Origin of the sequence: Grimontia sp. SpTr1, from assembly GCF_947387585.1 — a bacterium.
Lineage (GTDB): Bacteria > Pseudomonadota > Gammaproteobacteria > Enterobacterales > Vibrionaceae > Enterovibrio > Enterovibrio indicus.
The window spans coordinates 103,079-129,143 of sequence record NZ_CANDOD010000012.1 but is presented as its reverse complement, the minus strand read 5'-3'; the positions used below and the strand labels follow the sequence as shown (position 1 = coordinate 129,143).

Annotated in this window: 28 protein-coding genes; 14 read left to right on the top strand and 14 right to left on the bottom strand. The window is 50.1% G+C overall.

All coding sequences use genetic code 11. The annotated features are described in order from the left end of the window. Positions 1-3: 3 nt before the first annotated feature. The 7 genes from mreC (at position 4) to tldD (ending at position 9,716) form a co-directional block, all read left to right on the top strand. On the top strand, positions 4-927 hold the full coding sequence (gene mreC / locus QL223_RS17060; RefSeq protein WP_281545395.1) for a rod shape-determining protein MreC: 924 nt from the start codon (positions 4-6) through the stop codon (positions 925-927). Next, entirely contained in the window at positions 920-1,408 is a 489-nt protein-coding gene (mreD, locus tag QL223_RS17055; protein WP_039849728.1) for a rod shape-determining protein MreD, read from the top strand. The genes mreC and mreD overlap by 8 nt, the downstream gene beginning before the upstream one ends. A gap of 12 nt (positions 1,409-1,420) precedes the next feature. Beyond that, positions 1,421-2,008 carry a Maf family protein gene (locus QL223_RS17050; RefSeq protein WP_046304868.1) on the top strand — a complete coding sequence of 196 codons (588 nt, stop codon included), beginning with the start codon at positions 1,421-1,423 and terminating at the stop codon, positions 2,006-2,008. Continuing rightward, positions 2,005-3,474 carry a ribonuclease G gene (gene rng / locus QL223_RS17045; protein WP_002537282.1) on the top strand — a complete coding sequence of 490 codons (1,470 nt, stop codon included), beginning with the start codon at positions 2,005-2,007 and terminating at the stop codon, positions 3,472-3,474. The genes QL223_RS17050 and rng overlap by 4 nt, the downstream gene beginning before the upstream one ends. A 17-nt stretch (positions 3,475-3,491) precedes the next feature. Continuing rightward, entirely contained in the window at positions 3,492-7,367 is a 3,876-nt protein-coding gene (locus QL223_RS17040) for a YhdP family protein (RefSeq protein ID WP_281545394.1), read from the top strand. Between the two features lie 3 nt (positions 7,368-7,370). After that, a complete protein-coding gene (locus tag QL223_RS17035; RefSeq protein ID WP_281545393.1) occupies positions 7,371-8,189 on the top strand; it encodes a carbon-nitrogen hydrolase family protein in 819 nt (272 codons plus the stop codon). Between the two features lie 81 nt (positions 8,190-8,270). Next, positions 8,271-9,716, top strand: coding sequence for a metalloprotease TldD (gene tldD / locus QL223_RS17030; protein WP_281545392.1), 1,446 nt, complete (start codon positions 8,271-8,273; stop codon positions 9,714-9,716). A 44-nt stretch (positions 9,717-9,760) separates the two neighbouring features. Here tldD and yjgA read toward each other — a convergent pair whose 3' ends face one another. Continuing rightward, positions 9,761-10,291: a ribosome biogenesis factor YjgA gene (gene yjgA, locus QL223_RS17025; RefSeq protein WP_002537289.1), complete on the bottom strand. Its 531-nt coding sequence runs from the start codon at positions 10,289-10,291 to the stop codon at positions 9,761-9,763. Between the two features lie 137 nt (positions 10,292-10,428). Here yjgA and pmbA point away from each other — a divergent pair, with 137 nt between their 5' ends. Continuing rightward, on the top strand, positions 10,429-11,769 hold the full coding sequence (pmbA, locus tag QL223_RS17020; protein WP_281545391.1) for a metalloprotease PmbA: 1,341 nt from the start codon (positions 10,429-10,431) through the stop codon (positions 11,767-11,769). A gap of 60 nt (positions 11,770-11,829) precedes the next feature. Here the strand turns inward: pmbA and QL223_RS17015 are convergent, their stop codons facing one another. The 13 genes from QL223_RS17015 to QL223_RS16955 form a co-directional block, all read right to left on the bottom strand. Beyond that, entirely contained in the window at positions 11,830-12,882 is a 1,053-nt protein-coding gene (locus tag QL223_RS17015) for an acyltransferase (RefSeq protein WP_281545390.1), read from the bottom strand. Positions 12,883-13,117: 235 nt separating this feature from the next. Then, entirely contained in the window at positions 13,118-14,485 is a 1,368-nt protein-coding gene (gene mgtE, locus QL223_RS17010) for a magnesium transporter (RefSeq protein WP_281545389.1), read from the bottom strand. Positions 14,486-14,617: 132 nt separating this feature from the next. Further along, a complete protein-coding gene (locus tag QL223_RS17005; RefSeq protein WP_002537296.1) occupies positions 14,618-14,893 on the bottom strand; it encodes an HPr family phosphocarrier protein in 276 nt (91 codons plus the stop codon). Further along, entirely contained in the window at positions 14,890-15,741 is an 852-nt protein-coding gene (gene rapZ, locus QL223_RS17000; protein WP_281545388.1) for an RNase adapter RapZ, read from the bottom strand. The genes QL223_RS17005 and rapZ overlap by 4 nt, the downstream gene beginning before the upstream one ends. A 20-nt stretch (positions 15,742-15,761) precedes the next feature. After that, the gene (gene ptsN / locus QL223_RS16995; protein ID WP_002537300.1) at positions 15,762-16,205 is read right to left on the bottom strand and encodes a PTS IIA-like nitrogen regulatory protein PtsN; all 444 of its coding nucleotides are present in this window, start codon (positions 16,203-16,205) and stop codon (positions 15,762-15,764) included. Between the two features lie 2 nt (positions 16,206-16,207). After that, the gene (gene hpf, locus QL223_RS16990; protein ID WP_002537302.1) at positions 16,208-16,495 is read right to left on the bottom strand and encodes a ribosome hibernation promoting factor; all 288 of its coding nucleotides are present in this window, start codon (positions 16,493-16,495) and stop codon (positions 16,208-16,210) included. A 26-nt stretch (positions 16,496-16,521) separates the two neighbouring features. Next, positions 16,522-18,012, bottom strand: coding sequence for an RNA polymerase factor sigma-54 (locus QL223_RS16985; RefSeq protein WP_281545387.1), 1,491 nt, complete (start codon positions 18,010-18,012; stop codon positions 16,522-16,524). A 75-nt stretch (positions 18,013-18,087) separates the two neighbouring features. After that, positions 18,088-18,813 carry an LPS export ABC transporter ATP-binding protein gene (gene lptB / locus QL223_RS16980; RefSeq protein ID WP_002537305.1) on the bottom strand — a complete coding sequence of 242 codons (726 nt, stop codon included), beginning with the start codon at positions 18,811-18,813 and terminating at the stop codon, positions 18,088-18,090. Between the two features lie 6 nt (positions 18,814-18,819). Continuing rightward, a complete protein-coding gene (lptA, locus tag QL223_RS16975; protein WP_002537307.1) occupies positions 18,820-19,329 on the bottom strand; it encodes a lipopolysaccharide transport periplasmic protein LptA in 510 nt (169 codons plus the stop codon). Continuing rightward, positions 19,310-19,876, bottom strand: a complete 567-nt coding sequence (gene lptC / locus QL223_RS16970) for an LPS export ABC transporter periplasmic protein LptC (protein WP_046304886.1) — start codon at positions 19,874-19,876, stop codon at positions 19,310-19,312. The genes lptA and lptC overlap by 20 nt, the downstream gene beginning before the upstream one ends. Continuing rightward, positions 19,873-20,430, bottom strand: a complete 558-nt coding sequence (kdsC, locus tag QL223_RS16965) for a 3-deoxy-manno-octulosonate-8-phosphatase KdsC (protein WP_281545386.1) — start codon at positions 20,428-20,430, stop codon at positions 19,873-19,875. Before kdsC ends, lptC begins: the two co-directional genes overlap by 4 nt. Beyond that, the gene (gene kdsD / locus QL223_RS16960; RefSeq protein ID WP_281545385.1) at positions 20,430-21,395 is read right to left on the bottom strand and encodes an arabinose-5-phosphate isomerase KdsD; all 966 of its coding nucleotides are present in this window, start codon (positions 21,393-21,395) and stop codon (positions 20,430-20,432) included. The genes kdsC and kdsD overlap by 1 nt, the downstream gene beginning before the upstream one ends. Positions 21,396-21,406: 11 nt before the next feature. Further along, entirely contained in the window at positions 21,407-22,369 is a 963-nt protein-coding gene (locus QL223_RS16955; protein WP_281545384.1) for a calcium/sodium antiporter, read from the bottom strand. A 401-nt stretch (positions 22,370-22,770) separates the two neighbouring features. Between QL223_RS16955 and mlaF the strand changes: the two genes are divergently transcribed. Genes mlaF through ibaG form a run of 6 tightly spaced genes read left to right on the top strand, consistent with a single transcriptional unit; the run spans position 22,771 to position 26,061 of the window. Continuing rightward, a complete protein-coding gene (mlaF, locus tag QL223_RS16950) occupies positions 22,771-23,568 on the top strand; it encodes a phospholipid ABC transporter ATP-binding protein MlaF (protein ID WP_062665965.1) in 798 nt (265 codons plus the stop codon). Between the two features lie 8 nt (positions 23,569-23,576). Then, positions 23,577-24,347 (top strand): lipid asymmetry maintenance ABC transporter permease subunit MlaE, encoded by a 771-nt coding sequence (gene mlaE / locus QL223_RS16945; RefSeq protein ID WP_192815500.1) that lies wholly within the window; start codon positions 23,577-23,579, stop codon positions 24,345-24,347. 4 nt (positions 24,348-24,351) lie between these two features. Continuing rightward, a complete protein-coding gene (gene mlaD, locus QL223_RS16940; RefSeq protein ID WP_002537314.1) occupies positions 24,352-24,828 on the top strand; it encodes an outer membrane lipid asymmetry maintenance protein MlaD in 477 nt (158 codons plus the stop codon). A gap of 5 nt (positions 24,829-24,833) precedes the next feature. Next, positions 24,834-25,481 (top strand): phospholipid-binding protein MlaC, encoded by a 648-nt coding sequence (gene mlaC / locus QL223_RS16935; RefSeq protein ID WP_281545383.1) that lies wholly within the window; start codon positions 24,834-24,836, stop codon positions 25,479-25,481. Beyond that, positions 25,478-25,801: an STAS domain-containing protein gene (locus QL223_RS16930; RefSeq protein ID WP_046304895.1), complete on the top strand. Its 324-nt coding sequence runs from the start codon at positions 25,478-25,480 to the stop codon at positions 25,799-25,801. The genes mlaC and QL223_RS16930 overlap by 4 nt, the downstream gene beginning before the upstream one ends. Before the next feature lie 2 nt (positions 25,802-25,803). Then, positions 25,804-26,061 carry a BolA family iron metabolism protein IbaG gene (ibaG, locus tag QL223_RS16925; protein WP_002537320.1) on the top strand — a complete coding sequence of 86 codons (258 nt, stop codon included), beginning with the start codon at positions 25,804-25,806 and terminating at the stop codon, positions 26,059-26,061. The last annotated feature ends 4 nt before the right edge of the window (positions 26,062-26,065 follow it).

Genomic DNA, 26,065 nt, shown 5'->3' with positions numbered 1-26,065 from the left:
TGAATGAAACCAATTTTTGGCCGTGGGCCATCGCTACAATTACGCCTGTTCTTCGCTCTTTTAATATCAGCCAGCCTTATGCTGGCTGATAGTCGTTTGGGTGCCTTCACCAATTTCCGTTATTTGCTGAACTCGCTGGTCGCGCCATTGCAATATGCGTCGAACGTGCCGCGTGATCTGCTCGATAACGTCTTCCGTCAGTTCACTTCGCACCAACAACTGTTGATTGACAATACCAAGCTCAAAGAAGAAGTGCTTCTGCTGCGAAGCGGGCAGTTGATTCTGGATCAGTTAGAGCAAGAAAATCAGCGTCTGCGCGAGCTACTGGGTTCACCGTTTGTGCGTGATGAGCGCAAAATGGTGGCAGAAGTGATGGCGGTAGACTCTGACCCTTACAAACATCAGGTGATGATTGATAAAGGGCGCACAAACGGTGTGTACGAAGGCCAGCCAGTGATTAACGAGCGAGGCATCGTAGGGCAAGTTTCTTACGTAGGCGCACACAATAGCCGCGTATTGCTTATCACTGACCCAACCCATGCGATTCCGGTACAGGTGGTGCGCAACGATATTCGTGTTATCGCTTCAGGTCGCGGTGATAACGATAATATCCAGTTGGAAAACATTCCAAGTAGCACGGACATTGAACCGGGCGACATGCTGGTCACGTCTGGCTTGGGTGGTGTATTCCCTGAAGGCTATCCGGTGGCGAGAGTTACGTCGTTCTCTTTTGACAACAAACGCCCATTTGCGCAGGTAGATGCCAAGCCAGAGGTGCAGTTTGACCGTTTGAGATATTTGCTGCTGGTGTGGCCAACTGACGTTGAGAAACAAGAAGTGCTTGAAGAGGAAGGGCAAACACCTGCAAGTGAAGATGCCCAACCATCAACGGCTGAAGAACAAACCGAAGAGGTAAGCAATGGCTAATTCAAGCATGCGTGGCCGTGCGCTTATCTGGCTATCGTTTATTATCGCATTGATTCTTCAGGCTGCGCCGTGGCCTGGTGAGCTTGCGCCATTCCGCCCGTCTTGGGTGTTGCTGGTGGCGTTCTACTGGGTACTGGCGTTGCCGCACCGCGTGAATGTCGGTACGGCGCTGGTAGTCGGCTTGCTCTGGGATTTGATGTTGGGCTCTACACTCGGTGTGCGTGGCTTGATGATGTCAGTGCTGGTTTATATCGTCGCACTGAACTTCCAGATGCTGCGGAATATGTCACTCTGGCAACAGGCAGCACTCTTGTCTTTGCTGACGTTGGCAGGAAAAGTGCTGGAGTTTTGGGCGGAGTACTTGGTGTCCAATGTCCAGTTCGATCCGGCGCAGCTATGGGCGGGTCTGCTTAACTTCTTATTATGGCCTTGGCTGTTTTTGCTGCTACGACGGGTACGCCGTCAGTTTTCGATTAAGTAATCTGGAGAAACCATGGCAGATCTTCAACTTTATCTCGCGTCTGCCTCACCTCGAAGAAAGGCGCTGCTGGAACAACTCTCTGTCCAGTTTGAGATTTTACGTGTTGACGTTGAAGAACAGCGCCAGCCTCATGAACAAGCGGCGGACTATGTCCGCCGTTTATCCCTCGATAAGGCAAAAGCCGGCGTCAATGTCGCACCTGTTGACCTGCCAGTGCTGGGCTCAGACACCATCGTTGTCTGTGACGGCAAGGTATTGGAAAAGCCCGCAGATCTTGATGCGTCGCGCGCCATGCTGCGCCAGTTGTCTGATCGCCAACATCAGGTGATGACGGCTGTGACGCTGGCAGATCGGAACCATTCCCTGACCACTCTGGTCACAACTAATGTATGGTTTAAACCTCTGAGTGACGAAGAAATCGAAACCTACTGGCATAGCGGCGAACCTTGCGACAAAGCAGGAAGCTATGCGATTCAGGGGCTTGGCGGCCGGTTCGTAACCCGAATTGACGGCAGTTATCATGCTGTGGTCGGTCTGCCACTTTACGAAACAGATACTCTGTTAAAAGAATTCCAAAAATTAAGCGGTAAAAACCTATGAACGCAGAGTTATTGATTAACGTGACGCCTTCAGAAACCCGTGTCGCCATGATTGAGGCGGGTAATCTGCAGGAAGTGCATATTGAGCGCGAAGCGAAGCGCGGCATTGTTGGCAACATCTACAAAGGCAAAGTGAGCCGCGTACTGCCAGGTATGCAGGCGGCTTTCGTCGATATCGGTCTTGATAAAGCAGCGTTCCTGCACGCCTCTGACATTGTTCCTCACACTGAATGTGTGGCTGAAAACGAAAAGCAGCAATTTCAGGTGCGAGATATATCTGAGCTGGTTCGCCAGGGGCAGGATATTGTGGTGCAGGTGGTAAAAGACCCACTGGGTACCAAAGGCGCGCGTCTGACCACAGACATCACCTTACCTTCCCGCTACTTGGTGTTTATGCCGGGAGCGGCGCATGTGGGCGTGTCTCAGCGTATTGAAAGTGAAGAAGAGCGTGAGCGCCTGAAAAATATCGTGTCTGACTACTGTGATGACCTCGGCGGCTTTATTATCCGCACCGCGGCAGAAGGCGCGTCTGATCAGGAAATGGCTCAGGATGCGGCTTTTCTAAAACGTCTTTGGAACAAGGTACTGGAGCGTCGTGCCAAGCGCCCTTCCAAGTCGATGCTTTATGGTGAGTTGGGTTTGGCCCAGCGTATTTTACGTGATTTCGTTGGTACTGAGCTCAACATTATCCGTGTCGATTCCCGTACGGCAATGGAAGCGCTTCGGGAGTTTACTGAAGAGTTTGTGCCAGAACTGTCTGACAAGCTTGAGCTCTACACCGGCGAGCAGCCCATCTTCGATATGTATGACACCGAGAATGAAATTCAGCGCTCGCTTGACCGTAAAGTGGAGCTGAAATCTGGTGGCTACCTGATTATCGACCAAACCGAAGCCATGACCACGGTGGATATCAACACCGGCGCGTTTGTGGGTCGACGTAACCTCGAAGAGACCATCTTCAACACCAACACCGAAGCGACCCGTGCCATTGCGCGCCAACTTCGTCTTCGTAACCTCGGCGGCATCATCATCATCGACTTTATCGATATGAGCTCGGAAGAACACCGTCAGCGCGTATTGCAATCACTCGAGCAAGCGTTGTCGAAAGATCGTGTGAAGACCAACATCAATGGCTTCACTCAGCTCGGTTTGGTGGAGATGACCCGTAAGCGCACCCGTGAAAGCATTGAGCACGTCCTTTGTGGCCAATGTCCAACCTGTGAAGGTCGTGGTTCAGTGAAGACGGTGGAAACAGTTTGCTACGAAATCCTGCGTGAAATAACCCGGGTGAACCGCGCCTATGATGCCGATAAGTTTGTGGTGTATGCGTCACCGTCTGTGGGTGAAGCGTTGGAAGGTGAAGAATCTCACGCAGTGGCGGAGCTTGAAGTCTTCATCGGTAAACAAGTAAAAGTGCATGTAGAGCCGCTGTATACCCAAGAGCAGTTTGATGTAGTGATGATGTAAGCGAGACCGTTCTTTTCATGGCGAAATTTGCTCAACGCTTAGCAGTGACGGTGAAATGGCTCCTCGTTGTTTTACTGGTGTGTGCAGCGGTATTTACCGCGGCCATGCGTGTTGTATTGCCCAACTTGGATTCGGCCAAAGCACCGATACAACGTTGGGCAAGTGAAGCTTCCGACTTTACTGTCGACTTTTCTACCTTCAAAGGGCACTGGCGTTATCTGGCGCCTTCTTTGTCTTTACACGATCTGACACTTTCTACCGAAACGTCCCATCTGGAAATTCTGACGGCTGAAAGCATCGACATGCAGTTCGATCTTTGGGCGACATTACAGCGCCGGGAGCCGACGTTCTCTAACGTGACGATCACCGGGCTTAACGTCGATCTCACTCAACTTCCAGAGCGTGACAACAAAAGTAATGAGAGTCTGAAATCTCAGCTGGAGCGTCTGTTTCTGGTCGGGCTGGGTCAGTTTGCTATTCACGACGCCAAATTGACCCTGCTGTCGCCGTCTGAAGAGCGCAAAACCATTGATATTAACTCCCTGCTTTGGGACAACCGCACAGGGACTCACCATGTTCAAGGTGTGGTGAGTGTTCAGGGGACATCACTCAATAAGCTTGATGTTCAAGGGGTGTTTACTGAAAACAATGGGCTGGGCTCACTCGATGGTGAGTTTTACGTTAAGGCGGATGATGTCTCGCTGAAAAGCTGGATCAGCAAATTCGTTAACCCAGACGTATCGCTGGCGATGGCAAAAGTCGGCGGTGAAGCCTGGCTGACAGTAGAAAAAGGCGAAGCCCGTTCTGCACTTATCAGTGTGAATAACAGTGATATCGCGTGGTTCCCGAATGCTCCAGCACTACAAAGCCAGGGCAGCAGTACGCAATCGGTCAATATTCAGCGCGGACAGCTTCTGGTCGAGCAATCCGGCGATGGTTGGCATATCGCCACTGATAACTTCGCGATTAAAACCGATGGCAAACTCTGGCCAGAGCCGAACCTGCGAGCAGATATCAACGATGATGCTTGGCGGGTCAACCTTGGCTACTTTGACATGCAGTTGTTGCTCCCCCTTCGAGAGCTGGTCGCGCTGCCCAAAGGGGTGGAAAACGCCATCAATGAATTGGCGCCGAAAGGCATGGCGCAGGATATTCGTATTGAGCAACAAAAAGGCGGTGAGGTTCACTACTCTGCAGTCCTAAAAAACGTTGGCTTCAAGCATTGGACCTACTTGCCGGAAGTGCACAAACTGGATTTGACCGTGGCAGGTGTGGGTCAAAACGGCAAGGTCACGCTGGCAATGACTGACGACATCCTGCCGTATGGCGACTTCTTTCAGGCACCGCTCAACATTGAACAGGGTAATGTGGTTGGCTACTGGCAGATGCATGAAGATAGCGTGACTATCTGGTCTGACAGCGTGGCTGTGCGCTCGCCTCATCTGGATGTAGTGGGCGAGTTCCGTCTGGATATCCCGTTTGATGACCGCAGTTCCTGGCTAGCTTTCTATGCCGAAGCCAGCTTGAACAATGCTGGCCAGACATGGCGGTATTTACCCGCTTTGGCACTTGATGAAGAGCTTACCGACTATCTTTCTGCGGCGATTCGTGGAGGGCAGGCTGATCACGCCAAGCTGGTGTGGTATGGCGACTTTGAAACCTTCCCGTACCTCGAACATCAAGGCATTTTTCAGGCTTATGTGCCGCTCAAAAATGGGCAGTTCAGCTTTGATACCCAGTGGCCGACGCTGACAGATTTGGAACTGGATCTGCTGTTCCAAAACGATGCTCTGTATCTTGATGCGTCCAACGTCGGACTGATGGGGGCCCGCGGTTACGGTTTGAAAGGGGAAATCCCCTCTTTCAGCGAAGACAACAGTGTGCTCTTGATTGACGCCAATATCGCCTCAAGTGGGACTGATCTGCGTGACTATATGCTGGCAACACCGCTTGTCGATTCTGTCGGTGCTGCACTGACCCATGTCCAGGTCGAGGGAAAGGTGAATGGCAAAATTGCACTGAACATCCCGCTCAATGGTGATGATGTGCTTGCCAAAGGAAAGGCGTCGCTGAAAAACAGCACCGTCTCCATCGTTAGCCCTGAAATGACCTTTGAGAAAGTCAGCGGCACCATCGAATTTGATAATGATGTGGTGTGGGCGAAAAAGCTCAAAGCCAACTTGTTGAAGCAGCCTATCAATATCGGGTTTAAAGGTGAAACCGAGTCCGATAACTATCTGGTAAACATTGATATTGATGGTAACTGGGAAGCAGACAAGCTGAAGGCCGCGTTGGATCAGCCAGATATGTCCTTTATTGAAGGGAAATCTGCTTGGGATCTGAATGTTGGTATTGCACTGAAAGATGTCGGCTTTACCTATGACGTGAAGTTGGATGCCGATCTGACGACCTTAGATTTCAACTTGCCGTCTCCACTGGATAAGCCTTCTTTCATCAAAGGCCAGGGGAGCATGAAAGCCTCTGGCGATGCACAAAGTCTGGTTGGACAGGTAGAGCTGCCAAACGTGAAATACCAGGCCAATATTGATATCAGCGGCGAGCTGCCCGTTGTGACCAAAAGCCGCACTGTGATTGGTGATGGGGAACTTTCTCTGCAGCCACTGACGGGGAATGCGGTCAGTATTGATGTGCCTGTTCTGGATCTCCATGCATGGAAAGATGTGGTGGCAAAAGCCGAAGCGGCGCATCGTGAATCGAAGGGCTCGTTCCCTGTTGTTTTGCCCAATCCTTCACGACTTAACGTCAAAGCCGAACAGGTGAAGGCGGGAGAGTTGGTGTTCAATAACTTCTCGATGGCGGCACGTAAGAAAAGCGATGGCTTTCATGTTTTGGTAGGCAGTGAAGAGTTGGCGGGTGACGCATGGTGGGATGAAGATAAATTTCTCACTGTCTCTATCGAGCACTTATTCCTCAATATCGACCTAGATAAAGAGCAACCGGAAGAAGAGCGTGAACGCAAAGGTACCCGGTTAGCCAATGATGTCGACCGTGCTCTGATGCATTATATCCCTTCAACCGATTTGACAGTGAAAGAGCTTTGGCTGCAGGGATATCGTGTCGGCAAAGTTGAAACCCAGCTGCTTAAGCGCGGTCAAACCATCACCATGCCGAAGTTTTCCATCGACAGCGGTGGTACCCGTATTCGTGCCAATGGTGATTGGTCCATCTCAGAAAAAGGGTTTAACCATTCTGAATTGAGTTTCGATGTATCCGCGAAAAACAGTAGCGATCTGATGGGACGCTTTGCCGTGACTGGCGGTATTCAGGACGCGACAGTGAAAACCTCTGGCGAACTCAGCTTTGACGGTGCGCCATGGTCGGTGAATGTTGAGACTCTGGACGGCATGCTCGAAACCAAAATCGAGGATGGTTACATCAGCGGTGTGGGTGGCGCAGGCCGATTGCTTGGTCTGTTCAGCCTGGATTCCATCTTGCGGAAAATGCAGCTCGACTTTACCGGTGTGTTTGAGGACGGTCTTGCTTTTGATGAGATCAGCGGCAGTGCCTCAATCACTAACGGGGTGATTGTCACGGATAATATCCAGATGAATGCGCTCGCAGGTGATATGTTTATTAGAGGGATAGCAAATCTTGCGAAAAATCAGGTTAATGCGGACGTCAGATTCGTGCCTGATTTGACCTCCGGGATTCCGGTTTTAACCGCATTTGCTGTCACCCCTCAAACCGCACTCTATGTATTGGCTGTCACCACAGTGCTTTCGCCGGTCGTAGACGCGTTCACACAGGTTCGATATCAGGTAACCGGGGCCATTGATGATCCCGTCGTCAGGGAAGTTTCGCGCAGTACAGGCGAAGTGACGTTACCTGAGCAGGCCACCAAGCGCTTGCGGGAACAGCAGAAGGAGCAATGAGTAATGACCAAATTTGGCGTCGTACAAATGAATTCAGGGATGGATCCCGAAGTAAACCTCGAAGTACTGGAAGGCCAGCTGAAGCATTTGAAAGCGCAAGGGGCGCGATTGGTGCTGACACCGGAAAACTGTCTGGTGTTTGGCACCAAAGAAGACTATGACAAGCACGCTGAAGTGCTGGGTCATGGCCCTTTGCAAAAGAAGCTTTCCCAGTTGGCGTTTGAACTCGGTATCTGGCTGGTCATGGGGTCGTTCCCCATTCGTAATAACGATGGCACCTTGAGTACCACTTGTCTGGTGTACGATGCCGCCGGTAACCTTCGTGCTTCTTATGAGAAGCTGCACATGTTCGATGTCGACATTGCCGACAATCACCGCAGTTACCGTGAGTCTGATACTTTCAAGTCCGGCGACAACTTGGTATTGGTCGACACTCCGTTTGGCACGCTTGGGCTTTCTATCTGCTACGACGTGCGTTTCCCGCAGCTTTATTCAGCGCTTCGCCAGCGCGGTGCAGACATTATTATCGTCCCTGCCGCATTTACGAAAGTCACGGGTGCGGCGCATTGGGAAGTGTTGCTGAGAGCCCGCGCGATTGAAACCCAATGCTGGGTGTTAGCCGCAGCGCAATGTGGCAGTCACCAAGGCGGGCGTGAAACTTACGGCCATTCGATGATTGTTGACCCTTGGGGGCAGGTGGTCACTACCCTTAATGAGCAGATTGGCACGGCATGGGCTGATGTCGATTTGGCGTCTAACAGTGCAATCCGGAGCAAAATGCCTGTCATGCAGCATGCCCGGTTGCAATGCGCGATGAAATAGCGCAGTCTCGAACCCATATCTCTCCCGCAATACACCTTATTGCGGGACATTCCTTTTTTAGCGCTAAAGAGCAGTTTATTCATGAGCCTGGAACACGTGGAAGAAACCATGCTGCACCTTTCTGGTGTCAGTAAAAGTCAATTAAGCCAAACGCTTGAGCATTTGGCGGCAAGAAACATCGACTATGGTGATGTTTACTTCCAGTCGTGCTGGCACGAATCGCTGGTGCTTGAAGATTCGATCATCAAAGACGGCTCATTCAACATTGATCGTGGTGTTGGCGTCCGAGCTATCACCGGCGAGAAAACCGGTTTTGCTTATTCAGACCAGATCAATGCCGATGCTTTGATGCAAAGCGCGACCGCGGCACGCGGAATCGCAGACAAAGGCGGAAAGCTAAAAGTGTCTGCGTTTGCTTCACGTCAATACCCAATGATTTATCAGGCGATTGACCCGCTGAAGAGCATGTCCAAAGAGGAAAAAATCGCACTGCTGAAAGAAGTCGATGCTTATGTCCGAGCCAAAGAACCTTTGGTGCAGGAAGTATCAGTCAGCATTGTGGGCGTGTATGAGCAGGTATTGATTGCAGCAACAGACGGTACTTACGCAGCTGATATCCGACCGCTGGTCCGTTTTTCTGTCAGCGTACTGGTGGAAAAAGACGGCCGCCGTGAGCGCGGATCTGCCGGTGGTGGTGGCCGCTTTGCCTATACCTACTTCACCTCAGAAGAAGACGGTAAAACCGTTGCGATGAATTATGCCGATGAAGCAGTTAGACAGGCGCTGGTGAATCTTCATGCCAAAGGTGCACCTGCAGGTACCATGCCTGTGGTACTGGGCGCAGGTTGGCCAGGGGTCTTGCTACACGAAGCGGTAGGCCATGGCCTTGAAGGTGATTTCAACCGTAAAGAGTCGTCAGTGTTTACCGGCCAGATTGGTGAACAGGTGACTTCCCCACTTTGTACCATCGTCGATGACGGCACCTTGCAAGATCGCCGTGGCTCGCTGAACATTGACGATGAAGGTGTGCCGGGACAGTACAACGTGCTGATTGAAAACGGCATCCTGAAAGGTTACATGCAGGATAAGCATAACGCTCATCTGATGGGTGTGGCGCCAACGGGTAACGGCCGTCGTGAGTCGTACGCACATTTGCCAATGCCACGTATGACCAATACTTACATGCTGGCAGGTGAAAGCACGCCGGAAGACATCATCAGTAGCGTGGAATATGGCCTTTATGCCCCTAACTTTGGCGGCGGTCAGGTGGATATCACCTCTGGCAAATTCGTGTTCTCTACCAGTGAAGCCTACCTCATCGAAAACGGTAAAGTGACGACGCCAGTGAAAGGCGCGACGCTCATTGGCAGTGGTATTGAAGCCATGCAGCAGGTGTCTATGGTCGGTAACGACCTGAAGCTGGACCGTGGTGTTGGCGTATGTGGTAAAGCAGGTCAAAGTGTGGCGGTTGGTGTGGGTCAGCCAACTCTTAAGCTGGATGCGATGACGGTCGGTGGCACAGAGTAATTGCTGCCTCTGAAATACAAAAAAGCCGGGTAACCCCGGCTTTTTTAGTCTTCAGACTCTGCTTTCAGCGTTTTCAGCATCTGGAAGATTTCGCGGTAAGCTTTTGGCGGCTTGTTGCCTTCCTGCTCTTTCTTCGCCTGACGGGCTAGTTGACGCAGTTTTTGACGGTCAGCACTTGGGTACTGTGCAACTACATCGTTAATGGCAGCATCACCTTCTGCGACGACGCGATCACGAAGCTTTTCCATTTTGTGCAGCTCAATCGACTGTTGGCTGTGCTTATTGCGCAGCAAATCCAACGCTGCCTGAATAGGCTCAGGATCGCGGGCGCGCATCAGTTTGCCGATAAACTGCATTTGACGGCGCTTGGCTTCTTTATCAAAGCGTTGTGCGTCAGAAATGGCTGCACGCAAATCGTCGTCCAGCGGAAACTTTGCCAATACAGAAGGTTTTAAAGCAACCAGCTCTTCACCCAGCTTCTGCAGTTCTTCCATGTCACGTTTCATTTCGGTCTTGCTGACCCAAATGATCTCTTCTTCCTCTTCCCAAGGCTCACGTTTGTTCTTACGGCCCATAATTCTTCCCGAGGTTGTTTGACGGTTTCGATAACGGCGTATCTTATCAAGAATGTCGAATTTTGCTGGTGTTTTTTAAGCATTGCGGCCCTTTCGAGTGGTATGCTTATCAGCAACACTCATTAATTTAAGACCTTATGGACGTGAAACAACAGGTTGCTCAGCAACGTACTGAGCTGGAAGCGGCGGTTACCCGTGCGATGGAGTTGGCGGGCAAGAAAGCGGATGCGGCAGAGGTAGCAATCACCAAAACCACGGGCATCAGTGTATCGACCCGCATGTGCGAAGTGGAAAACGTCGAGTTCAACAGCGATGGTGCGCTGGGTATTACTGTTTATCGCGGCAACCGTAAGGGCAGTGCTTCTACCTCTGATTTATCTGAAAAGGCGATAGCTCAAACCGTTGAAGCGGCTTTGGATATCGCTAACTATACCTCAGAAGACCCTTTTTCAGGCCCTGGCCCGAAAGAGCTGATGGCGTTTGATTATCCGGATCTGGATCTGTTCCACCCGGACGAGCCAGAGCCGGATCACGCGGCAGAAAAAGCGATTGCTGCTGAGCGTGCTGCGCTGGATTACGACAAGCGTATCAAGTTCAGCGATGGTGCGAGCTATGACAGCCACTACGGTGTGCGCGTTTACGGCAACAGCCATGGCATGTTGGGTAGCTATGCCTCTAGCCGCCATAGCATCAGCTGCAGCGTGATTGCGGAAGACAGCAAAGGTATGGAACGCGATTACAGCTATACCGTTTCTCGTGATAAAGATGAGTTATGGGCACCGGAAAAAGTGGGTATCGAGGCGGCGAAACGTACTCTTTCCCGCATGGAACCGCGTCGTTTGGCGACTGGGCAGTTCCCGGTGATGTTTGCTGCGGATGTGGCAACTGGCCTGCTTGGCCATTTGGTGATGGGTATCAGCGGTTCGAATCTTTACCGTAAATCTTCCTTCCTGCTGGATAAGCTGGGTCATCAGATCCTGCCTGATTGGTTTGAGATCAACGAGCGACCACACATTTTGAAAGGTATGGCGAGTGCACCGTTTGACAGCGAAGGTCTGGTGACTCGCGATCTCGATATTATTAAAGGCGGTGAGCTGCAAACCTATCTGGCAACCAGCTATGCGGCCCGTAAGCTGAACATGCAGCCGACAGGTCATGCTGGTGGTATTCACAACTGGTTTGTGAAAAACACTGGCCAGTCATTTGAGCAAATGCTGAAAGAGCTGGGTACCGGCCTCATGGTGACTGAGTTGATGGGGCAGGGTGTGAATATCGTGACTGGCGATTACTCACGTGGTGCAGCGGGCTTCTGGGTCGAGAATGGTGAAATCCAATATCCGGTCAGTGAAATCACGATCGCAGGTAATCTGACGGATATGTACAAGCAGATTGTGGCAGTGGGTGCAGATACGGAGTTCCGCAGTCAAATCCAGACCGGCTCAATCCTGATTGAATCAATGAAAGTCGGCGGCGAGTAAGCGCATCGCTGAACATGCTGAGAGAAGAAAGCCACCTTAGTCCGGTGGCTTTTTTGTTGGTTAATAGCCAATGATATAGCGGGACTTCACTTTGCCTGTCAGGAGTTTGTTTAAGGCAATGGCAATCAACATGCTTAGGGTGATCACAGCAAAACATGTCACGAGATAGTACGGAATATTCGTTGATTTCGGATGATTCAGGAATGGCAGTCTTTTAATGGTGGTCAACACCCATGGGTGGATAAAGAAAATCGCAAAGCTGGTGTCGGATATCAGATCCGTTAATTTGGTTTTGAAAACGAAGGTTTCCAGTAAGAAATAAAGCCCAATAGATAAAAACATTTTCTGGATAAACATGATGTCGATACCAGCATACTCGAAAACACTTTTTGAGTAGCTCCCTTCGTGTCCCTGAGTATATTGGTAAAATGCCAATAAAACGGCAACGGTGAGAAGAGCCAGTGATTTCATACCACAGTTTTTATTGATTTCTTCACGGTAAAGTGAAATGTAGATACCAGCTAAATAAAATGGCGTGAAGTAAACCAACATCTGTATAGGGTTAATGTTCTCATAAGAGCGGTGTAGGAAAATGGAAACAACAGAGAATAAGGCAATAATTATGATTTGAGTGCGTCGGGATAGCTCAATAAATTTAAAATGAAGTGGAGAAACGAGAAATAAAAGAATAGCAAATGGAATATACCAATAAGCAGTCAGCATTCTTCCTGTTAGGTAATATTTAATGGTCGTCGAAAATGCGCTGTCATCTGGAGAGAAAAATACAATTCTGTAGTAGTCCGCATCAGGGGCGAAGAAGCCTGACTTGATGACATAAACCAGTGGTATAGCGAGCGAAGTAAGAATGAGATATGGGACGATAATTCTTTCAAACTTCCCTTTCATAAATGATCTGTACTGATATCTCTTATAGAAGATATGATGAAACATGTAACCAGAGATAAAAACAAAAAGTGCGGTGCCACCAGTTAATATATTTTTAATGACTGAGAGCAATCCAGTCGTGTCTTCAAAACCATAAACATAAGCATGACTCATCACAATCGCGATGATTGCAACAGCCCTATAGTTGTGGATGGATTGTAAGAACATAATAAACTCCTTCTCCAGCACTAGGGCTGGATACTTCACTTTTGATAAGTTATTAATGGAGCCTAATTTTTAATTGTTCGTAAAAAATAAACAGCATGAACTTTTTGCAGTTTTAAAATTAAAAAAGTGTATAAGTTTTATTTATGGGGAGAGCTTCATTTATTTAGAGATGAATTGGTTAAACTTGTGACAAAAAACCTCCCGAAGGAGGTCTTTGTGAACAAACTGTTGCAACTTAAACAAGGAACAGCGTTGCCAGTCCTAAAAATACTGAGAGTCCAACCATATCTGTGATGGTCGTCAGTGCCATTCCTCCAGCGAGTGCTGGGTCGACTTTCATCTTCTTGAGCAATATCGGGACGGTCACACCTGCGACACCCGCAACCACTAGATTGGTCAACATGGCAGCAGCAATGATACCACCCAGCATCAAGTTACCTTTCCAAAGCACGACCACTCCGCCGATGATACAGGCCCAGAGCACGCCATTTAGAAGGCCAACCAAAGCTTCTTTGTTTAGAAGCCACCGGGTATTGGAATCACCAATGTGACCAACAGCGAGACCTCGGATAACCAAGGCGACTGTTTGGTTACCGGCAACACCGCCCATGGAAGGAACGATAGTCATTAAGACCGCAATGGCTGCCATCTGATCGAGAGTATTTTCGAAAAGGTTGGAGACAGAGGCAGCAGCAAGGGCGGCGAGTACGTTGGCGCCTAGCCAGATGCTGCGGCTTCGGGCTGATTTCAATACCGGCGCGAAGGTGTCTTCTTCATCATCCAGACCCGCCATACTCATCATCGAGTGCTCCGCATCTTCACGGATGATATCAACCACGTCATCGATAGTGATACGGCCAACAAGCTGGTGTTCTTCATCGACAACAGGTGCCGAAACCCAGTTACGGCGCTCAAAGAGGCTGGCAACGTCACTGTCGCTCATATCGACAGGGATGGCGTCATCTACATCTTCCATCACTTCCAGTACTTCAGTATCAGGCTGGGAAGTGAGCAAGACGGTGATGGGTAATTCACCAATCAGTCTGCTGTTTTCATCGACAACATAGAGAGCGTCAGTGGCTTCTGGCAATTCGCCTTTCATACGAAGGTAGCGCAGTACCACATCCACAGTCACGTCTGAACGGATGGTCACCACGTCGGTGTTCATCATCCCACCGGCGGTTTCTTCCGGATAAGCGAGCGCCTGTTCAACGCGTGCTCGGTCCTGAGCATCCATCTGTGAAAGGACGTCTTGGGAGACGTTATCAGGCAGGCTTCGAAGCAGGTAAGCGACGTCGTCGGTGTCCATGCCTTCTGTCGCAGCAGCAAGCTGCTCAGGCTGCATCCGCACCATAATGCCATCTTTCACATCCTCAGAAAGCTCTTCGAGGATCTCGCCTTGCTCTTCAGGATCGGTCAACTGCCAAAGAACCAGACGGCTCTTCGGTGGAGATGCTTCCAGTAGGTGCGCTATATCCTCGGGCTCCATGTCTTCGAGCATGCGACGGACATGAACAAACATGCCGTTTTCGAGGGCGCGACTCACTTCCTGCAGCGTTTGGTGCGTTTGGCTTGGTTGTTCTACTTCGTAATTCTCTGCCATGGGAGTGTCCGTATGACGGCGGGTGACGCAATGACATGAATATTAACGCAAACAGTCAAAGCTGTCTTTGGCGTTTAAGAAGGAAAAGAGTGGGAAATGAGAAAATGTTTCTTTGGGAACCAAGGAGAAGGGTTAGTTCTCCTCGTCAAAGCCTGCTTCAATGAGCGCAGTAATGGCATCAAAAGCCTGCTGCGCCTCGGAACCCTCCGCTGAAACCGTGATTTGTTCACCCTGACTGGAGTCGAGAAGAAGAATGCCCATCACGCTGTCTGCGGTGACGGTCTGCTCGTCTTTGGTCAACATCACCTGTGCATCAAAGCTTTGTGCTAATTCGACCAGTTTAACCGCTGCGCGGGCATGCAGCCCTAGACGATTGCGGATCAATACGTCCTTGCTAAGTTGACTCATACTTGTCCTTCGAGAGTGCGGTGGCGGACTTGAACCTGGTGTCCTGTCGCGGCGAAGTAATCGGCAAGGTATTGCGCGATATACACGGAACGGTGCTGACCGCCAGTACAGCCGATAGCAACCGTCAGGTAGCTACGGTTATTGTTTTCCAGCGCGGGCAGCCAGGACTCAAGGAAGCTTTTGACTTGCGCAATCAGCATGGCGACGTCCTGCTCGCCAGCGAGAAACATTTTCACCGGCTCATCGAGACCCGTAAGTGGACGCAATGCAGGTTCCCAATGTGGGTTAGGCAAGAACCGGACATCAAACACGTAATCCGCATCAGACGGCAGGCCATGCTTGAAACCAAAAGATTCAAACACCATCACCAAATCACGGTTGGTACGGCCCAGCACCAATGAGCGAACGGCTTCGCTTAAATCATGCACTGAGTGTTTTGAGGTGTTGATAACTTTGTCGGCGCGCTCTTTGAGTGGGGTCAGCAGTTGCTTTTCACGCTCAATAGCTTGCTCGAGAGAGAGGTTATCGCGGCTTAGAGGATGAAGGCGTCGGGTCTCACTGAAACGTTTAACGAGCTCTGAGTCGTCAGCATCGAGGAAGAAAATATCAATGTCGACATCGTTTGGCAGCTTCGCCAGTGTCTGCGTAATTTCGTCGGGATCGGCCGGCATATTGCGGATATCGATACTGACAGCGATAAGGCTGTCTTGATCGTTCTGCGCGGCGATAAACTGCGGCAGTAAGTTAACTGGAAGGTTATCAACGCAGTAGTAGCCCAGATCCTCCAGTACGCGAAGCGCAACGGACTTTCCGGAGCCTGAACGGCCGCTGACAATTTTAAGCTGCATGATGCGCGTCCCTGAACTGCTTATCCTGTAATTATATCGTAGAGCTCTTGGTCAGAGCTTGCATTGCGAAGTTGGCGGCAAACCTGCTTGTCACCGAGCTTCTGCGCAATCAATGAAAGTGTTTTGAGGTGCTCCTTACACTGGTCATCCGGTACCAGCAGGGCAAACAGCAGATCAACAGGTTGGTTGTCGATAGCATCAAACTCGATAGGCTCTGCACACTGGACCAGCACACCAACGGCATGGTCACTGTTGAAGATACGGCCATGGGGAATGGCAATTCCATTCCCTATGCCCGTACTGCCCATTTTCTCTCGGCCAAGCATGCACTCGAACAGCTTTTGCGGGTTTTGATCCAATTGGCTGGCAGCCAGTTCGCTAATCACTTCAAGTGCACGTTTCTTACTTGAACAAAGGACTGCACTTTTGGTGCAGTCCAATTTGAGTACGTCTTTGAGTTCCATGATTAATGGTGATTCATCTTTTCTTTGTGTTTGGTTAACTGTTTAATCAGCTTATCGGTCAGCGAATCGATCGCCGCATACATGTTTTCTGAGTCGGCTTTTGCGTGAATTTCGCCGTTATTCACATGCAGGGTCGCTTCGGCAATCTGCTGCAGTTTTTCGACGTTAAGCACTACATGAACGTTATTGATGTGATCAAAAAAGCGCTCAAGCTTATCAAACTTGGTTGTCACGTAGTCTCGCAGAGCGTCGGTAATTTCAACGTGGTGACCGGTGAGATTGATTTGCATAAACATCTTCCTTTTGGTTGAGACGCCTAGATAAGGCGCTTGCGCTGATTGGACGGTGCAATACCCAGAGACTCACGATATTTTGCTATCGTTCGTCGCGCGACCTGGATCCCTTGCTCCGCCAGCAGTGTGGCAATCTTGCTGTCGCTGAGTGGTTTGGCCGGATTTTCAGCCGCCACCAATTTTTTCACCAGCGCGCGGATTGCCGTAGAGCTGCATTCACCGCCATTGTCTGTGCTGACATGGCTTGAGAAGAAGTATTTCAATTCAAATATGCCACGTGGTGTGTGCATATATTTCTGTGTGGTAACACGGGAGATGGTGGACTCATGCATGTCCACGGCCAGCGCGATGTCGTTCAGAACCATCGGCTTCATGGCTTCCTCGCCATATTCGAAGAAATCCTGTTGATGCTCAACAATACAACGCGCCACTTTCAGTAGTGTTTCGTTGCGACTTTCGAGACTTTTGATCAGCCACTTGGCGTCTTGCAAATGGCTTCGGATAAATTGGCTGTCTGCAGCGCTGCAACCGTTTTTAGTGAGTGCAGCATACTGCTGGTTAACCTTCAGGCGTGGCACGGCATCCGGGTTGATTTGCACCACCCACTTGCCACGGTCTTTAAACACGGAAACGTCAGGAATCACGTATTCCGCTTCATTGGTGACGATGAGGTTACCCGGACGCGGCTCAAGACTGTGGATGAGGCGCATGACCTCTTTTAGCTCCGGCTCGCGAAGCTTGGTGTCTTTCATCAATTGGCGATAGTCGCGGTTCGCGAGCAGATTCATATGCTCACGAAGTACCATTCTTGCTTCTGCCAGCCAAGGCGTGTCTTCGGCAAACGCAGCAAGTTGGATCAGCAAACACTCTTGCAGCGAGCGAGATGCGACACCCAGTGGGTCAAATTGTTGGACTCGCTTGAGTACGGCTTCGACTTCATCGAGTTCAACTTCATCGTCTTCAGCACCAAGGCTTTCGAGAATATCTTCAGCCGAAACGGTGAGATAGCCTTTGTCGTCTACCGCATCAATGATGGCGGTGGCAATGGCAAGGTCGACTTCGGTAAATGGGGTGAGTTGGAGCTGCCAGTTGAGGTAATCGTAGAGGGTTTCGGTGGTTTCGCCTTGATAGACGGGCGTGTCATCACCGATGGAAATGCCTGTGCTGCCAGTATTGGCACTATAAAAATCATCCCAGGTGGTGTCGACAGGTAAGTCGTCATGCATTTCCTGCTGACCCATGGCATCAGAGCTGTCCATGGTGTCAGGGCCATCTGTTTCTGACTCTGACGTGGAGGCGCTGACTTTCTCTTCACCCTCAAACTCCTGCGCGCTATCGCCGTCGATATTGTTATCGGCGTTTTCGTCTTGCTCGAGGAGTGGATTAGCTTCCAGCGCTTCCTGGATCTCCTGTTGCAAATCAAGCGTCGACAGCTGAAGCAGGCGAATTGCCTGTTGCAGCTGTGGAGTCATTGCAAGTTGTTGGCCAAGCTTGAGCTGAAGCGAGGGTTTCATAGTTATACTGGCACCTTTCCTTTTATCTATTATCAGTGCATATACAGGAGCGATTCGCCAACCGTTCTCCTATAACTATAGCCTGAACTGGTCACCGAGATAGACTCGTTTTACGTGCTCGTCGTTGAGCACTTCATCAGGTGTGCCGTGGGCAATCAAGTGCCCTTGGCTAACAATATAGGCGTGTTCACAAACACTGAGTGTCTCACGTACGTTGTGATCGGTGATTAATACTCCAAGACCGCGATCGCGAAGATGCTCAATGATCTTCTTGATATCAATGACCGAGATTGGGTCAACACCCGCAAATGGTTCATCAAGAAGAATAAATTTCGGATTTGCTGCCAATGCTCGTGCGATTTCCACGCGGCGGCGTTCACCACCAGACAGCGCCATACCCATGCTGTTGCGGATGTGCTGGATGTTAAATTCGTCCAGCAAATCTTCCGCTTTGTCCTGACGCTCTTCTTTGGTCAGATCCGAACGGGTTTGCAATACTGCCATCAGGTTGTCGTAAACGCTGAGTTTGCGGAAAATAGATGCTTCTTGAGGCAGATAACCGATACCCATGCGGGAACGGTTGTGCATCGGCTGGATACTAATATCCAAATCGTCGATTTTGATAATGCCTTCATCGCGCGCAACCAAGCCAACAATCATGTAGAAAGAGGTGGTTTTACCGGCGCCGTTTGGGCCAAGTAGTCCTACGATTTCGCCGGACTTCACTTCAAGACTAACATCAGTAACAACTTTACGGCCGTTATAGCTTTTAGCGAGATTTTTAGCGGTGAGAATAGCCATGCAGAGTTAGTTCTTCTCTTGTTTTGACTGTGGCTGCAAAACGGTCGTGACGCGACTGCTGTCATCACTTTCTGCAACCAGCAATTGTTTGTCGATGTTGTAGGTGATCTTCTGGCCTTCAACCTGATTCCCGCCTTCCTGAGTTAACACGGCATTGCGCTTCATGGTCAGGAAGCTTTTGCCGGTTTCGTAACGAAGGTCGAACGCTTCACCATTGATTTTTTTGCCATCATCCATGGTCTGTTCGAAAGTGGCCGGCTTACCGTAGGCATCGATCACTTCCACACCTTCCTCGCCGCTTGGGCGGGTCACGACAACTTTGTCAGCATTCAGACGGATAGAGCCCTGACGCAGATAAACATTGCCCGTGAAAATCACGGTGTTGGTGTTTAGGTCGAGGTTTTGCGAGTCGGAATCAATATAGATTGGCTGCTCGGAATCTGTTGACAGCGCCATCGCAGTGCCTGACAACAGCATCAATACCATGGCAAAAAATTTAGTTCTTTTGTTGTTCATACCTGCTCTTCACTTGGTCAATCAGTTCCATTTGGTGGGAGCCAAAATTGCCTTTTACTCTCTCGCCACGGGTTTGCAGACCCACACCGGTAATTTCGGTTTCGGTATCTGACCAGAAATCACGGGTGACGAGATCCAGAGTAAGTTCTTCAGTGGTGACGACTTTGATTTGAGCGTCTGGTAACAGGTTAAAAATCCTGACCCGACCCGTCATCACCAGGGTTTTAGTATCTTCAAGAACTGCAAACTCGGAACTGACACGCCACTCTTCCTCTTCCCCGTTACTATATGTCCAAAGTACGGGCTCGTTAAAGTGGGTCTCGTCGAGTTGCTGATAGTTCTCTACATGCACAGATTCAATGCGGTAGCTTCGGATCCCTTGCATGTTGTAAGTGGTGGAGTTGATGTTATCCGCCGTAAACAAGGGCTTTTCAGCATCCGGTGCAACTTGTACTTCTGCTTCCCAGTAATGTTGGGTTAGCAGGTAGTACCCGGCATAACCACAGACGGCGAGAAGGGCAACGATACCAAGGCGTTGCAACATCATATACTGAGCCCTTTATGCGCATCGAGTTCGCCGCGCGCCTCAAGAATCAAATCACAAACTTCACGCACGGCACCGTAACCACCCGGCGTGCGGGTGACCAAATCTGCGCGCTTAGCCAAAAGGGGATGGCCGTCGTTCACACAAACAGACAGGCCGACCTGAGACATGACCGCCCAGTCAATAAGATCGTCACCGATGTAAGCTGTTTGCTCAGTAGGCACGCCTAAGCGGTTGACGAGATCCTCATAAGCTGAGGCTTTGTCATCTTGACCCTGATAAATATGCTGGATGCCCAAAGCGCCCATACGACGTTCAACGATGGCCGATTTGCGGCCAGTAATGATGGCGATTTGGACACCGGCATTCATCAGCGATTTTACGCCGTAGCCGTCACGGGTATGGAAGGCTTTCAGCTCTTCACCATCATTACCCATGTAAATGCGGCCATCTGAGAACACTCCGTCTACATCGCAAATCAGCAATTTGATGTCACGGGCTCGTTCCACTAATTCAGTAGATACAGGGCCATACAGGGTTTCTGTCATGGGTTGCATTACATCACTCCAGCTTTCAGCAGATCGTGCATATTCAGTGCGCCAATCAGCTTGTCATTATCTGTGACCAGCAATCCGTTGATTTTCTTCTCTTCCATTAGCTTCAGGCCTTCAGCGGCCAGCACATCTGGGCCAATCAGTGTTGGATTTTTGCCCATCACTTCGCCGATCTCGGTGGTATGGACGTCGATACGCTGATCCAGCAGTCGGCGCAGATCACCATCGGTGAAAATACCAAGCACAGCGTCGCTGTCGTCTACAACTGCGGTCATGCCAAGGCCTTTGGCAGACATTTCCAATAGCGCATCACGGATGGAGTCGTTTGGCGCGACTTTTGGCAGTTTGTCGCCGGAATGCATGACATCAGCGATGCGCATTAATAGCTTGCGACCCAATGCGCCGCCTGGATGGGACAGGGCAAAATCATCTGCTGTAAAGCCTTTGGCTTGCATCAGTGCTACCGCCAATGCATCACCCATCACGAGGGTTGCTGTGGTACTGGAAGTGGGAGCAAGTCCAATCGGGCAGGCTTCTTTTGGCACTTTGATACAAAGGTTGATTTGCGCCAGTCGCGCCATGGTTGAAGAAGGATTGCTCGTCATGGTGATGAGCGCAATACCGCGGCGTTTTACCACTGGCAGCAGTGTGATGATCTCCGAGGCTTCACCGGAGTTTGAAATCGCCAGAACCACATCCCCTTTTTCAATCATGCCCAGATCGCCATGGCTGGCTTCACCGGGGTGAACAAAGAAAGAAGGTGTGCCGGTACTTGCCAGTGTCGCAGCAATCTTGTTACCAATGTGGCCGGATTTCCCCATGCCCATCACAACGACTTTTCCTTTGGCTTCAAGAATAAGCTTGCAGGCGTTATCAAAGTCTTCATTGATGTACTGCTCAAGCTGGACGATGGCGTCAAGCTCAGTTTTCAGTGTTGCAATGCCTGCCTGGCGAAAATCAAAAGTCATAGTCAGTCCGGTTATGCCGCAAGATGCGAGAACAGGTAGCCTTGGTAACCCACGAAGCAAACGAGAAGTGCAATGCCTTCCCAGCGGTTGATAGTACGCGCTTTACCTACTGCAAACAGGAACAGCAATACAGACAGTGCGAGCATGACATAAAAGTCACGATCCATCGCCAACGGGTTAATGGCCGATGGCGCCAGTATACCCGGAATGCCCATTACCGCGAGAATATTGAAGATGTTAGAGCCGATGATGTTGCCCACCGCCAGATCGTCTTCGCCTTTCATCACACCAGCAATCGATGCTGCCAGTTCAGGAAGGCTTGTGCCGACGGCGACGATCGTCAGACCAATCACCAGGTCGCTCATACCAAAGGCTTTTGCAATGATAACGGCAGAATCAACCACCATGTCTGCGCTGAAAATCAGAAGCACCAGACCAACAACAACCCAGATACCCGCGGAAACGTTACTGACGCCTTCAGGAATTTCAGACTCCTGCTCAGCGAGCATAGGATCATCTTCTCCACTCTCACGGCCAAACTTCATCATCAAAAGTAGGAAGCCCGCAAAAAACACCGCGAGGAGCACACCTTCAAAAAAGCTCAGGTAGTTGTTCCACAAAATAGCGCCTGCCAGCACAGTCACGCCTAACATAAGCGGTAACTCGCGGCGGAGGATACCGGAACTTATAGCGAGTGGTTTAATCAAAGCTGTTACACCCAAAATCAGGGCGATGTTGGCAATGTTTGAACCGAGCACATTACCCACTGCCGTGTCGGTTTTCCCGCTTAATGCTGCGGTTGCCGACACCACCATTTCTGGCGCAGAGCTTCCCATGGCCAGAATAGTCATACCGATGACGAGTGGAGAAATGCCCACATTACGGGCGATAGCGGCTGCTCCATAGACCAGTCTGTCAGCACTCCATACCAACAAACACAAGCCCACGACGAGAATGGCGGTCGCTTCAAACATTTAGATACCTTCAGAATTAGCTAGGGCTAAGAACAATACAAAAGGGCAATTTTGACCGCTAATTGAGTAAAAGTGAAGGAAAAGGACGGATGAGTTTCAGCAAGCTTCTCTTTATTCGCCAGACAGTGAGGTATCTTAACAGCGTGTAGCCTCGTCTTTGATTCACAAAATAATAAAAAACCATACAAAATAAAGGTAAAAATGAGCGACCGTTTCTAGCCTAAAATGAGTGATCTTAATTCCAGTGGATGCATATAGGAAAAGACAGCGAATGTCTGAGAATTGATATTTTTCTAATAAAGATTTTGCAAATGAATGGTGTACAATTACTTGTTTTGCCATTGTCTCACCTCTATGATCGGGCAATTAACGCTCAAGGATAACAACGTCAAAGGGCCTTGATGAGTACTACAAACCTGGTTGAAGTGAACAACCTGACTTTTTCGCGTGGCGAGAGAGTGATTTTTGACAATGTCAGCCTTACTGTTCCCGTTGGAAAAGTAACGGCAATCATGGGGCCGTCTGGTATCGGTAAGACAACCCTGTTGAGACTGATTGGAGGGCAACTTCAGCCAGAAAATGGCACCATCGAATTCGCTGGTCAAAACATCCCGACGCTTTCGAGAAGCAAGCTTTACGATGTGCGCAAGCGCATGAGCATGCTTTTCCAGTCCGGCGCGCTGTTCACTGACATGACGGTCTTCGATAACGTCGCTTTTCCACTACGCGAACACACTGAACTTTCAGAATCCCTGATCAAAACCATTGTGCTGTTAAAGCTTGAAGCGGTTGGCTTGCGAGGAGCAGCCGATTTGATGCCAAGCAGTCTTTCTGGCGGTATGGCAAGGCGAGCGGCGTTGGCTCGTGCGATTGCTCTCGATCCCGAACTGATTATGTTCGATGAACCCTTTGTGGGTCAGGACCCGATCACTATGGGTGTCTTGGTTTCCCTTATCCGCAATCTCAATCAGGCACTGGGTTTGACTTCTATTGTGGTCTCTCACGATGTGCCTGAAGTGATGAGCATTGCGGATCATGTCTATTTGCTGGCCGATGGCAAGATCATCGCATCGGGCTCTCCGCAGTCTTTACGTGACAATCCTGATCCCCGAGTCAGTCAGTTTCTTCAAGGCGATGCTGATGGTCCCGTGCCGTTTCGTTACCCGGCCAAAGATATCAAACAGGAGCTTTTCTCGTGATTGTAAGCATGGTGCAGGCAATCGGCGCCCGCGCGATGGCGGTGTCCCAGACCATGGGACGTGCGACCTTTGTGCTGCTAGGTGCGCTGATCGGCAAACCTCAACCAAGAAAAATGTTCCCGTTGTTGCTGACCCAGATTTATTCCGTGGGTGTGCGCTCACTGGCGATCATCATGGTGTCAGGTCTCTTTATCGGCATGGTATTGAGCCTACAGGGCTATCTGGTACTGGCCGACTTTGGCGCGGAAAGCTCTCTTGGGCAGATGGTGGCATTGTCGCTGCTGCGGGAGCTTGGCCCGGTAGTGACAGCGCTCTTATTCGCGGGCCGCGCAGGCTCAGCGTTGACGGCAGAAATTGGCCTAATGAAAGCAACAGAACAGCTTTCAAGCCTTGAAATGATGGCAGTTGATCCGCTCCGCCGTGTGGTTGCGCCACGTTTTTGGGCTGGTGTTATCTCCATGCCGCTTCTGGCAATGATTTTTATGATGGTGGGCATCTGGGGCGGACAGCTCGTAGGTGTCGACTGGAAAGGTATTGATTACGGCAGCTACTGGGCGGTGATGCAATCATCCGTTGAGCTGGGTTACGACATTGGACAGTCTTTTATTAAGAGTCTGGTGTTTGCCATTACCGTGACCTGGATTGCTTTGTTTAATGGTTACGATGCGATCCCTACTTCAGAAGGGATCAGCCGAGCCACTACACGTACCGTTGTGCATTCGTCTTTAGCAGTGTTGGGATTGGATTTTGTCCTCACGGCACTGATGTTTGGGAGCTAATTAAATGCAACAAAACCGAAAAACAGAATTTTGGGTAGGCACATTTGTCATAGCCGGTATTGCCGCGGTGCTGCTGCTCATTTTTCAGGTCGCTGATGTCAAAAGCTTTTCGCGCTCTGAACACTACTCGCTCGAAGCGCATTTCGACAACATTGGTGGTTTGAAAGTTCGCTCTCCAGTGAAAGTGGGCGGCGTTGTGGTGGGTCGTGTGAGTAACATCGCTCTGACGGCGCCGGATTATATTCCGACCGTGACGATGGACATTGAGCGCAAATATGGCTATTTCCCAGAAACCAGCTCGGCAGCGATTCTGACCTCAGGGCTTCTGGGGGAGCAGTACATTGGCATTCGCCCGGGCTTTCTGGATGAGGATATAGATGTCCTTCAGGATGGCGACTTGTTGGAAGATACACGCTCAGCGATGGTGTTGGAGGACTTGATTGGTCAGTTCCTTTACAGCGTCGGTGGGTCTGAGGAGTAAAAGTCATGAAAAAGTGGTTTGTTACGCTTTTCGCAGCGCTGACTGTTGCGATTTCATCGGTCTCTGTTGCGGGCCAAATTGATGCGAAAGACCCGTATCTTCTGATCAATAGTGTGGCGGAAAATGCGTTTAGTCGCTTGAAAGCCGATAAAGATCAGTACATCGAAAACCCAGAGCTTTTGCGCGTTGTGGTCAAAGAGGAGTTGATGCCATATATCAATGTCCGTTACGCCGCACTGAAAGTGCTGGGCCCACAGGCGCGTAAAGCCAGCAAAGAAGAACGAGACCTGTTCACTGAAGCTTTCTATGACTATCTCGTTGCATCGTATGCCCAGATCCTGACGCAATACACCGATCAGGAAATCAATGTGGAACCAGCTAAGAAAATAGATGCCAAACGTAAAGTGGTGTCTGTCCGCGTTGATATTCTGGACAAAGCCCGCCCGCCAATCCGTCTGGACTTTGCCCTGCGTAAAAACGGCAAAACGGAAGAGTGGCAAGGCTTTGATGTACAGGTTGAAGGTGTGAGTATGCTGGACACCAAAACCAGCGAATGGAGCGGTGAACTTCGTCGTAATGGCATCGAAGACGTCGCCAAGCAACTGATTGAACGCGCGAAAGCACCTATTACCCGTGATGAGAGCGCATCGTGAGTGAAGCATTATCACTTCAGCAACTCACAAATGGGCATTACTGCTTGTCAGGAGAGCTTGATCGTGACACAGTTCCAGCATTTTGGAGCCGCCGCGCCGATTGGCTGCCGTCAGACAAGCAGGTTGTACTCGATCTGTCTTCGTTAAAACGTGTCGATTCGGCGGGTATGGCAATGTTGCTCCACTTGCAGCAAGAGCTCAACGACAGACAACAAACCCTGATGTTGAGTAACACTCCTTCGCAGCTTAGCGTCTTGCTGCAGCTGAGCAACGTGGAAAGTCTTTTTACTGATGAAAGTGCATCGGTTGACGGGGAATAGTTGTGGAACCTACTGAAATCAAAGCCATTCTAGAGCAAGCTCTAACGCTGGAAGAAATCCATGTTAAAGGTGACGGCAGTCACTTCGAAGTGATCGCAGTTGGCGATATGTTCGATGGCATGTCACGCGTGAAGAAACAGCAGACTATCTATGGCCCACTGATGGAACACATCAGAACCAATGCAATCCATGCTCTTAGCATCAAAGCGCTGACTCCAACTGAGTGGGCGCGCGACAAAAAACTGATGCAACCGCTATAAGTTC

Coding starts and splice junctions, on each gene's coding strand:
- mreC (WP_281545395.1), top strand. CDS start 4: ATGAAACCAATTTTTGGCCGTGGGCCATCGCTACAATTACGCCTGTTC.
- mreD (WP_039849728.1), top strand. CDS start 920: ATGGCTAATTCAAGCATGCGTGGCCGTGCGCTTATCTGGCTATCGTTT.
- QL223_RS17050 (WP_046304868.1), top strand. CDS start 1,421: ATGGCAGATCTTCAACTTTATCTCGCGTCTGCCTCACCTCGAAGAAAG.
- rng (WP_002537282.1), top strand. CDS start 2,005: ATGAACGCAGAGTTATTGATTAACGTGACGCCTTCAGAAACCCGTGTC.
- QL223_RS17040 (WP_281545394.1), top strand. CDS start 3,492: ATGGCGAAATTTGCTCAACGCTTAGCAGTGACGGTGAAATGGCTCCTC.
- QL223_RS17035 (WP_281545393.1), top strand. CDS start 7,371: ATGACCAAATTTGGCGTCGTACAAATGAATTCAGGGATGGATCCCGAA.
- tldD (WP_281545392.1), top strand. CDS start 8,271: ATGAGCCTGGAACACGTGGAAGAAACCATGCTGCACCTTTCTGGTGTC.
- yjgA (WP_002537289.1), bottom strand. CDS start 10,291: ATGGGCCGTAAGAACAAACGTGAGCCTTGGGAAGAGGAAGAAGAGATC.
- pmbA (WP_281545391.1), top strand. CDS start 10,429: ATGGACGTGAAACAACAGGTTGCTCAGCAACGTACTGAGCTGGAAGCG.
- QL223_RS17015 (WP_281545390.1), bottom strand. CDS start 12,882: ATGTTCTTACAATCCATCCACAACTATAGGGCTGTTGCAATCATCGCG.
- mgtE (WP_281545389.1), bottom strand. CDS start 14,485: ATGGCAGAGAATTACGAAGTAGAACAACCAAGCCAAACGCACCAAACG.
- QL223_RS17005 (WP_002537296.1), bottom strand. CDS start 14,893: ATGAGTCAACTTAGCAAGGACGTATTGATCCGCAATCGTCTAGGGCTG.
- rapZ (WP_281545388.1), bottom strand. CDS start 15,741: ATGCAGCTTAAAATTGTCAGCGGCCGTTCAGGCTCCGGAAAGTCCGTT.
- ptsN (WP_002537300.1), bottom strand. CDS start 16,205: ATGGAACTCAAAGACGTACTCAAATTGGACTGCACCAAAAGTGCAGTC.
- hpf (WP_002537302.1), bottom strand. CDS start 16,495: ATGCAAATCAATCTCACCGGTCACCACGTTGAAATTACCGACGCTCTG.
- QL223_RS16985 (WP_281545387.1), bottom strand. CDS start 18,012: ATGAAACCCTCGCTTCAGCTCAAGCTTGGCCAACAACTTGCAATGACT.
- lptB (WP_002537305.1), bottom strand. CDS start 18,813: ATGGCTATTCTCACCGCTAAAAATCTCGCTAAAAGCTATAACGGCCGT.
- lptA (WP_002537307.1), bottom strand. CDS start 19,329: ATGAACAACAAAAGAACTAAATTTTTTGCCATGGTATTGATGCTGTTG.
- lptC (WP_046304886.1), bottom strand. CDS start 19,876: ATGATGTTGCAACGCCTTGGTATCGTTGCCCTTCTCGCCGTCTGTGGT.
- kdsC (WP_281545386.1), bottom strand. CDS start 20,430: ATGCAACCCATGACAGAAACCCTGTATGGCCCTGTATCTACTGAATTA.
- kdsD (WP_281545385.1), bottom strand. CDS start 21,395: ATGACTTTTGATTTTCGCCAGGCAGGCATTGCAACACTGAAAACTGAG.
- QL223_RS16955 (WP_281545384.1), bottom strand. CDS start 22,369: ATGTTTGAAGCGACCGCCATTCTCGTCGTGGGCTTGTGTTTGTTGGTA.
- mlaF (WP_062665965.1), top strand. CDS start 22,771: ATGAGTACTACAAACCTGGTTGAAGTGAACAACCTGACTTTTTCGCGT.
- mlaE (WP_192815500.1), top strand. CDS start 23,577: ATGGTGCAGGCAATCGGCGCCCGCGCGATGGCGGTGTCCCAGACCATG.
- mlaD (WP_002537314.1), top strand. CDS start 24,352: ATGCAACAAAACCGAAAAACAGAATTTTGGGTAGGCACATTTGTCATA.
- mlaC (WP_281545383.1), top strand. CDS start 24,834: ATGAAAAAGTGGTTTGTTACGCTTTTCGCAGCGCTGACTGTTGCGATT.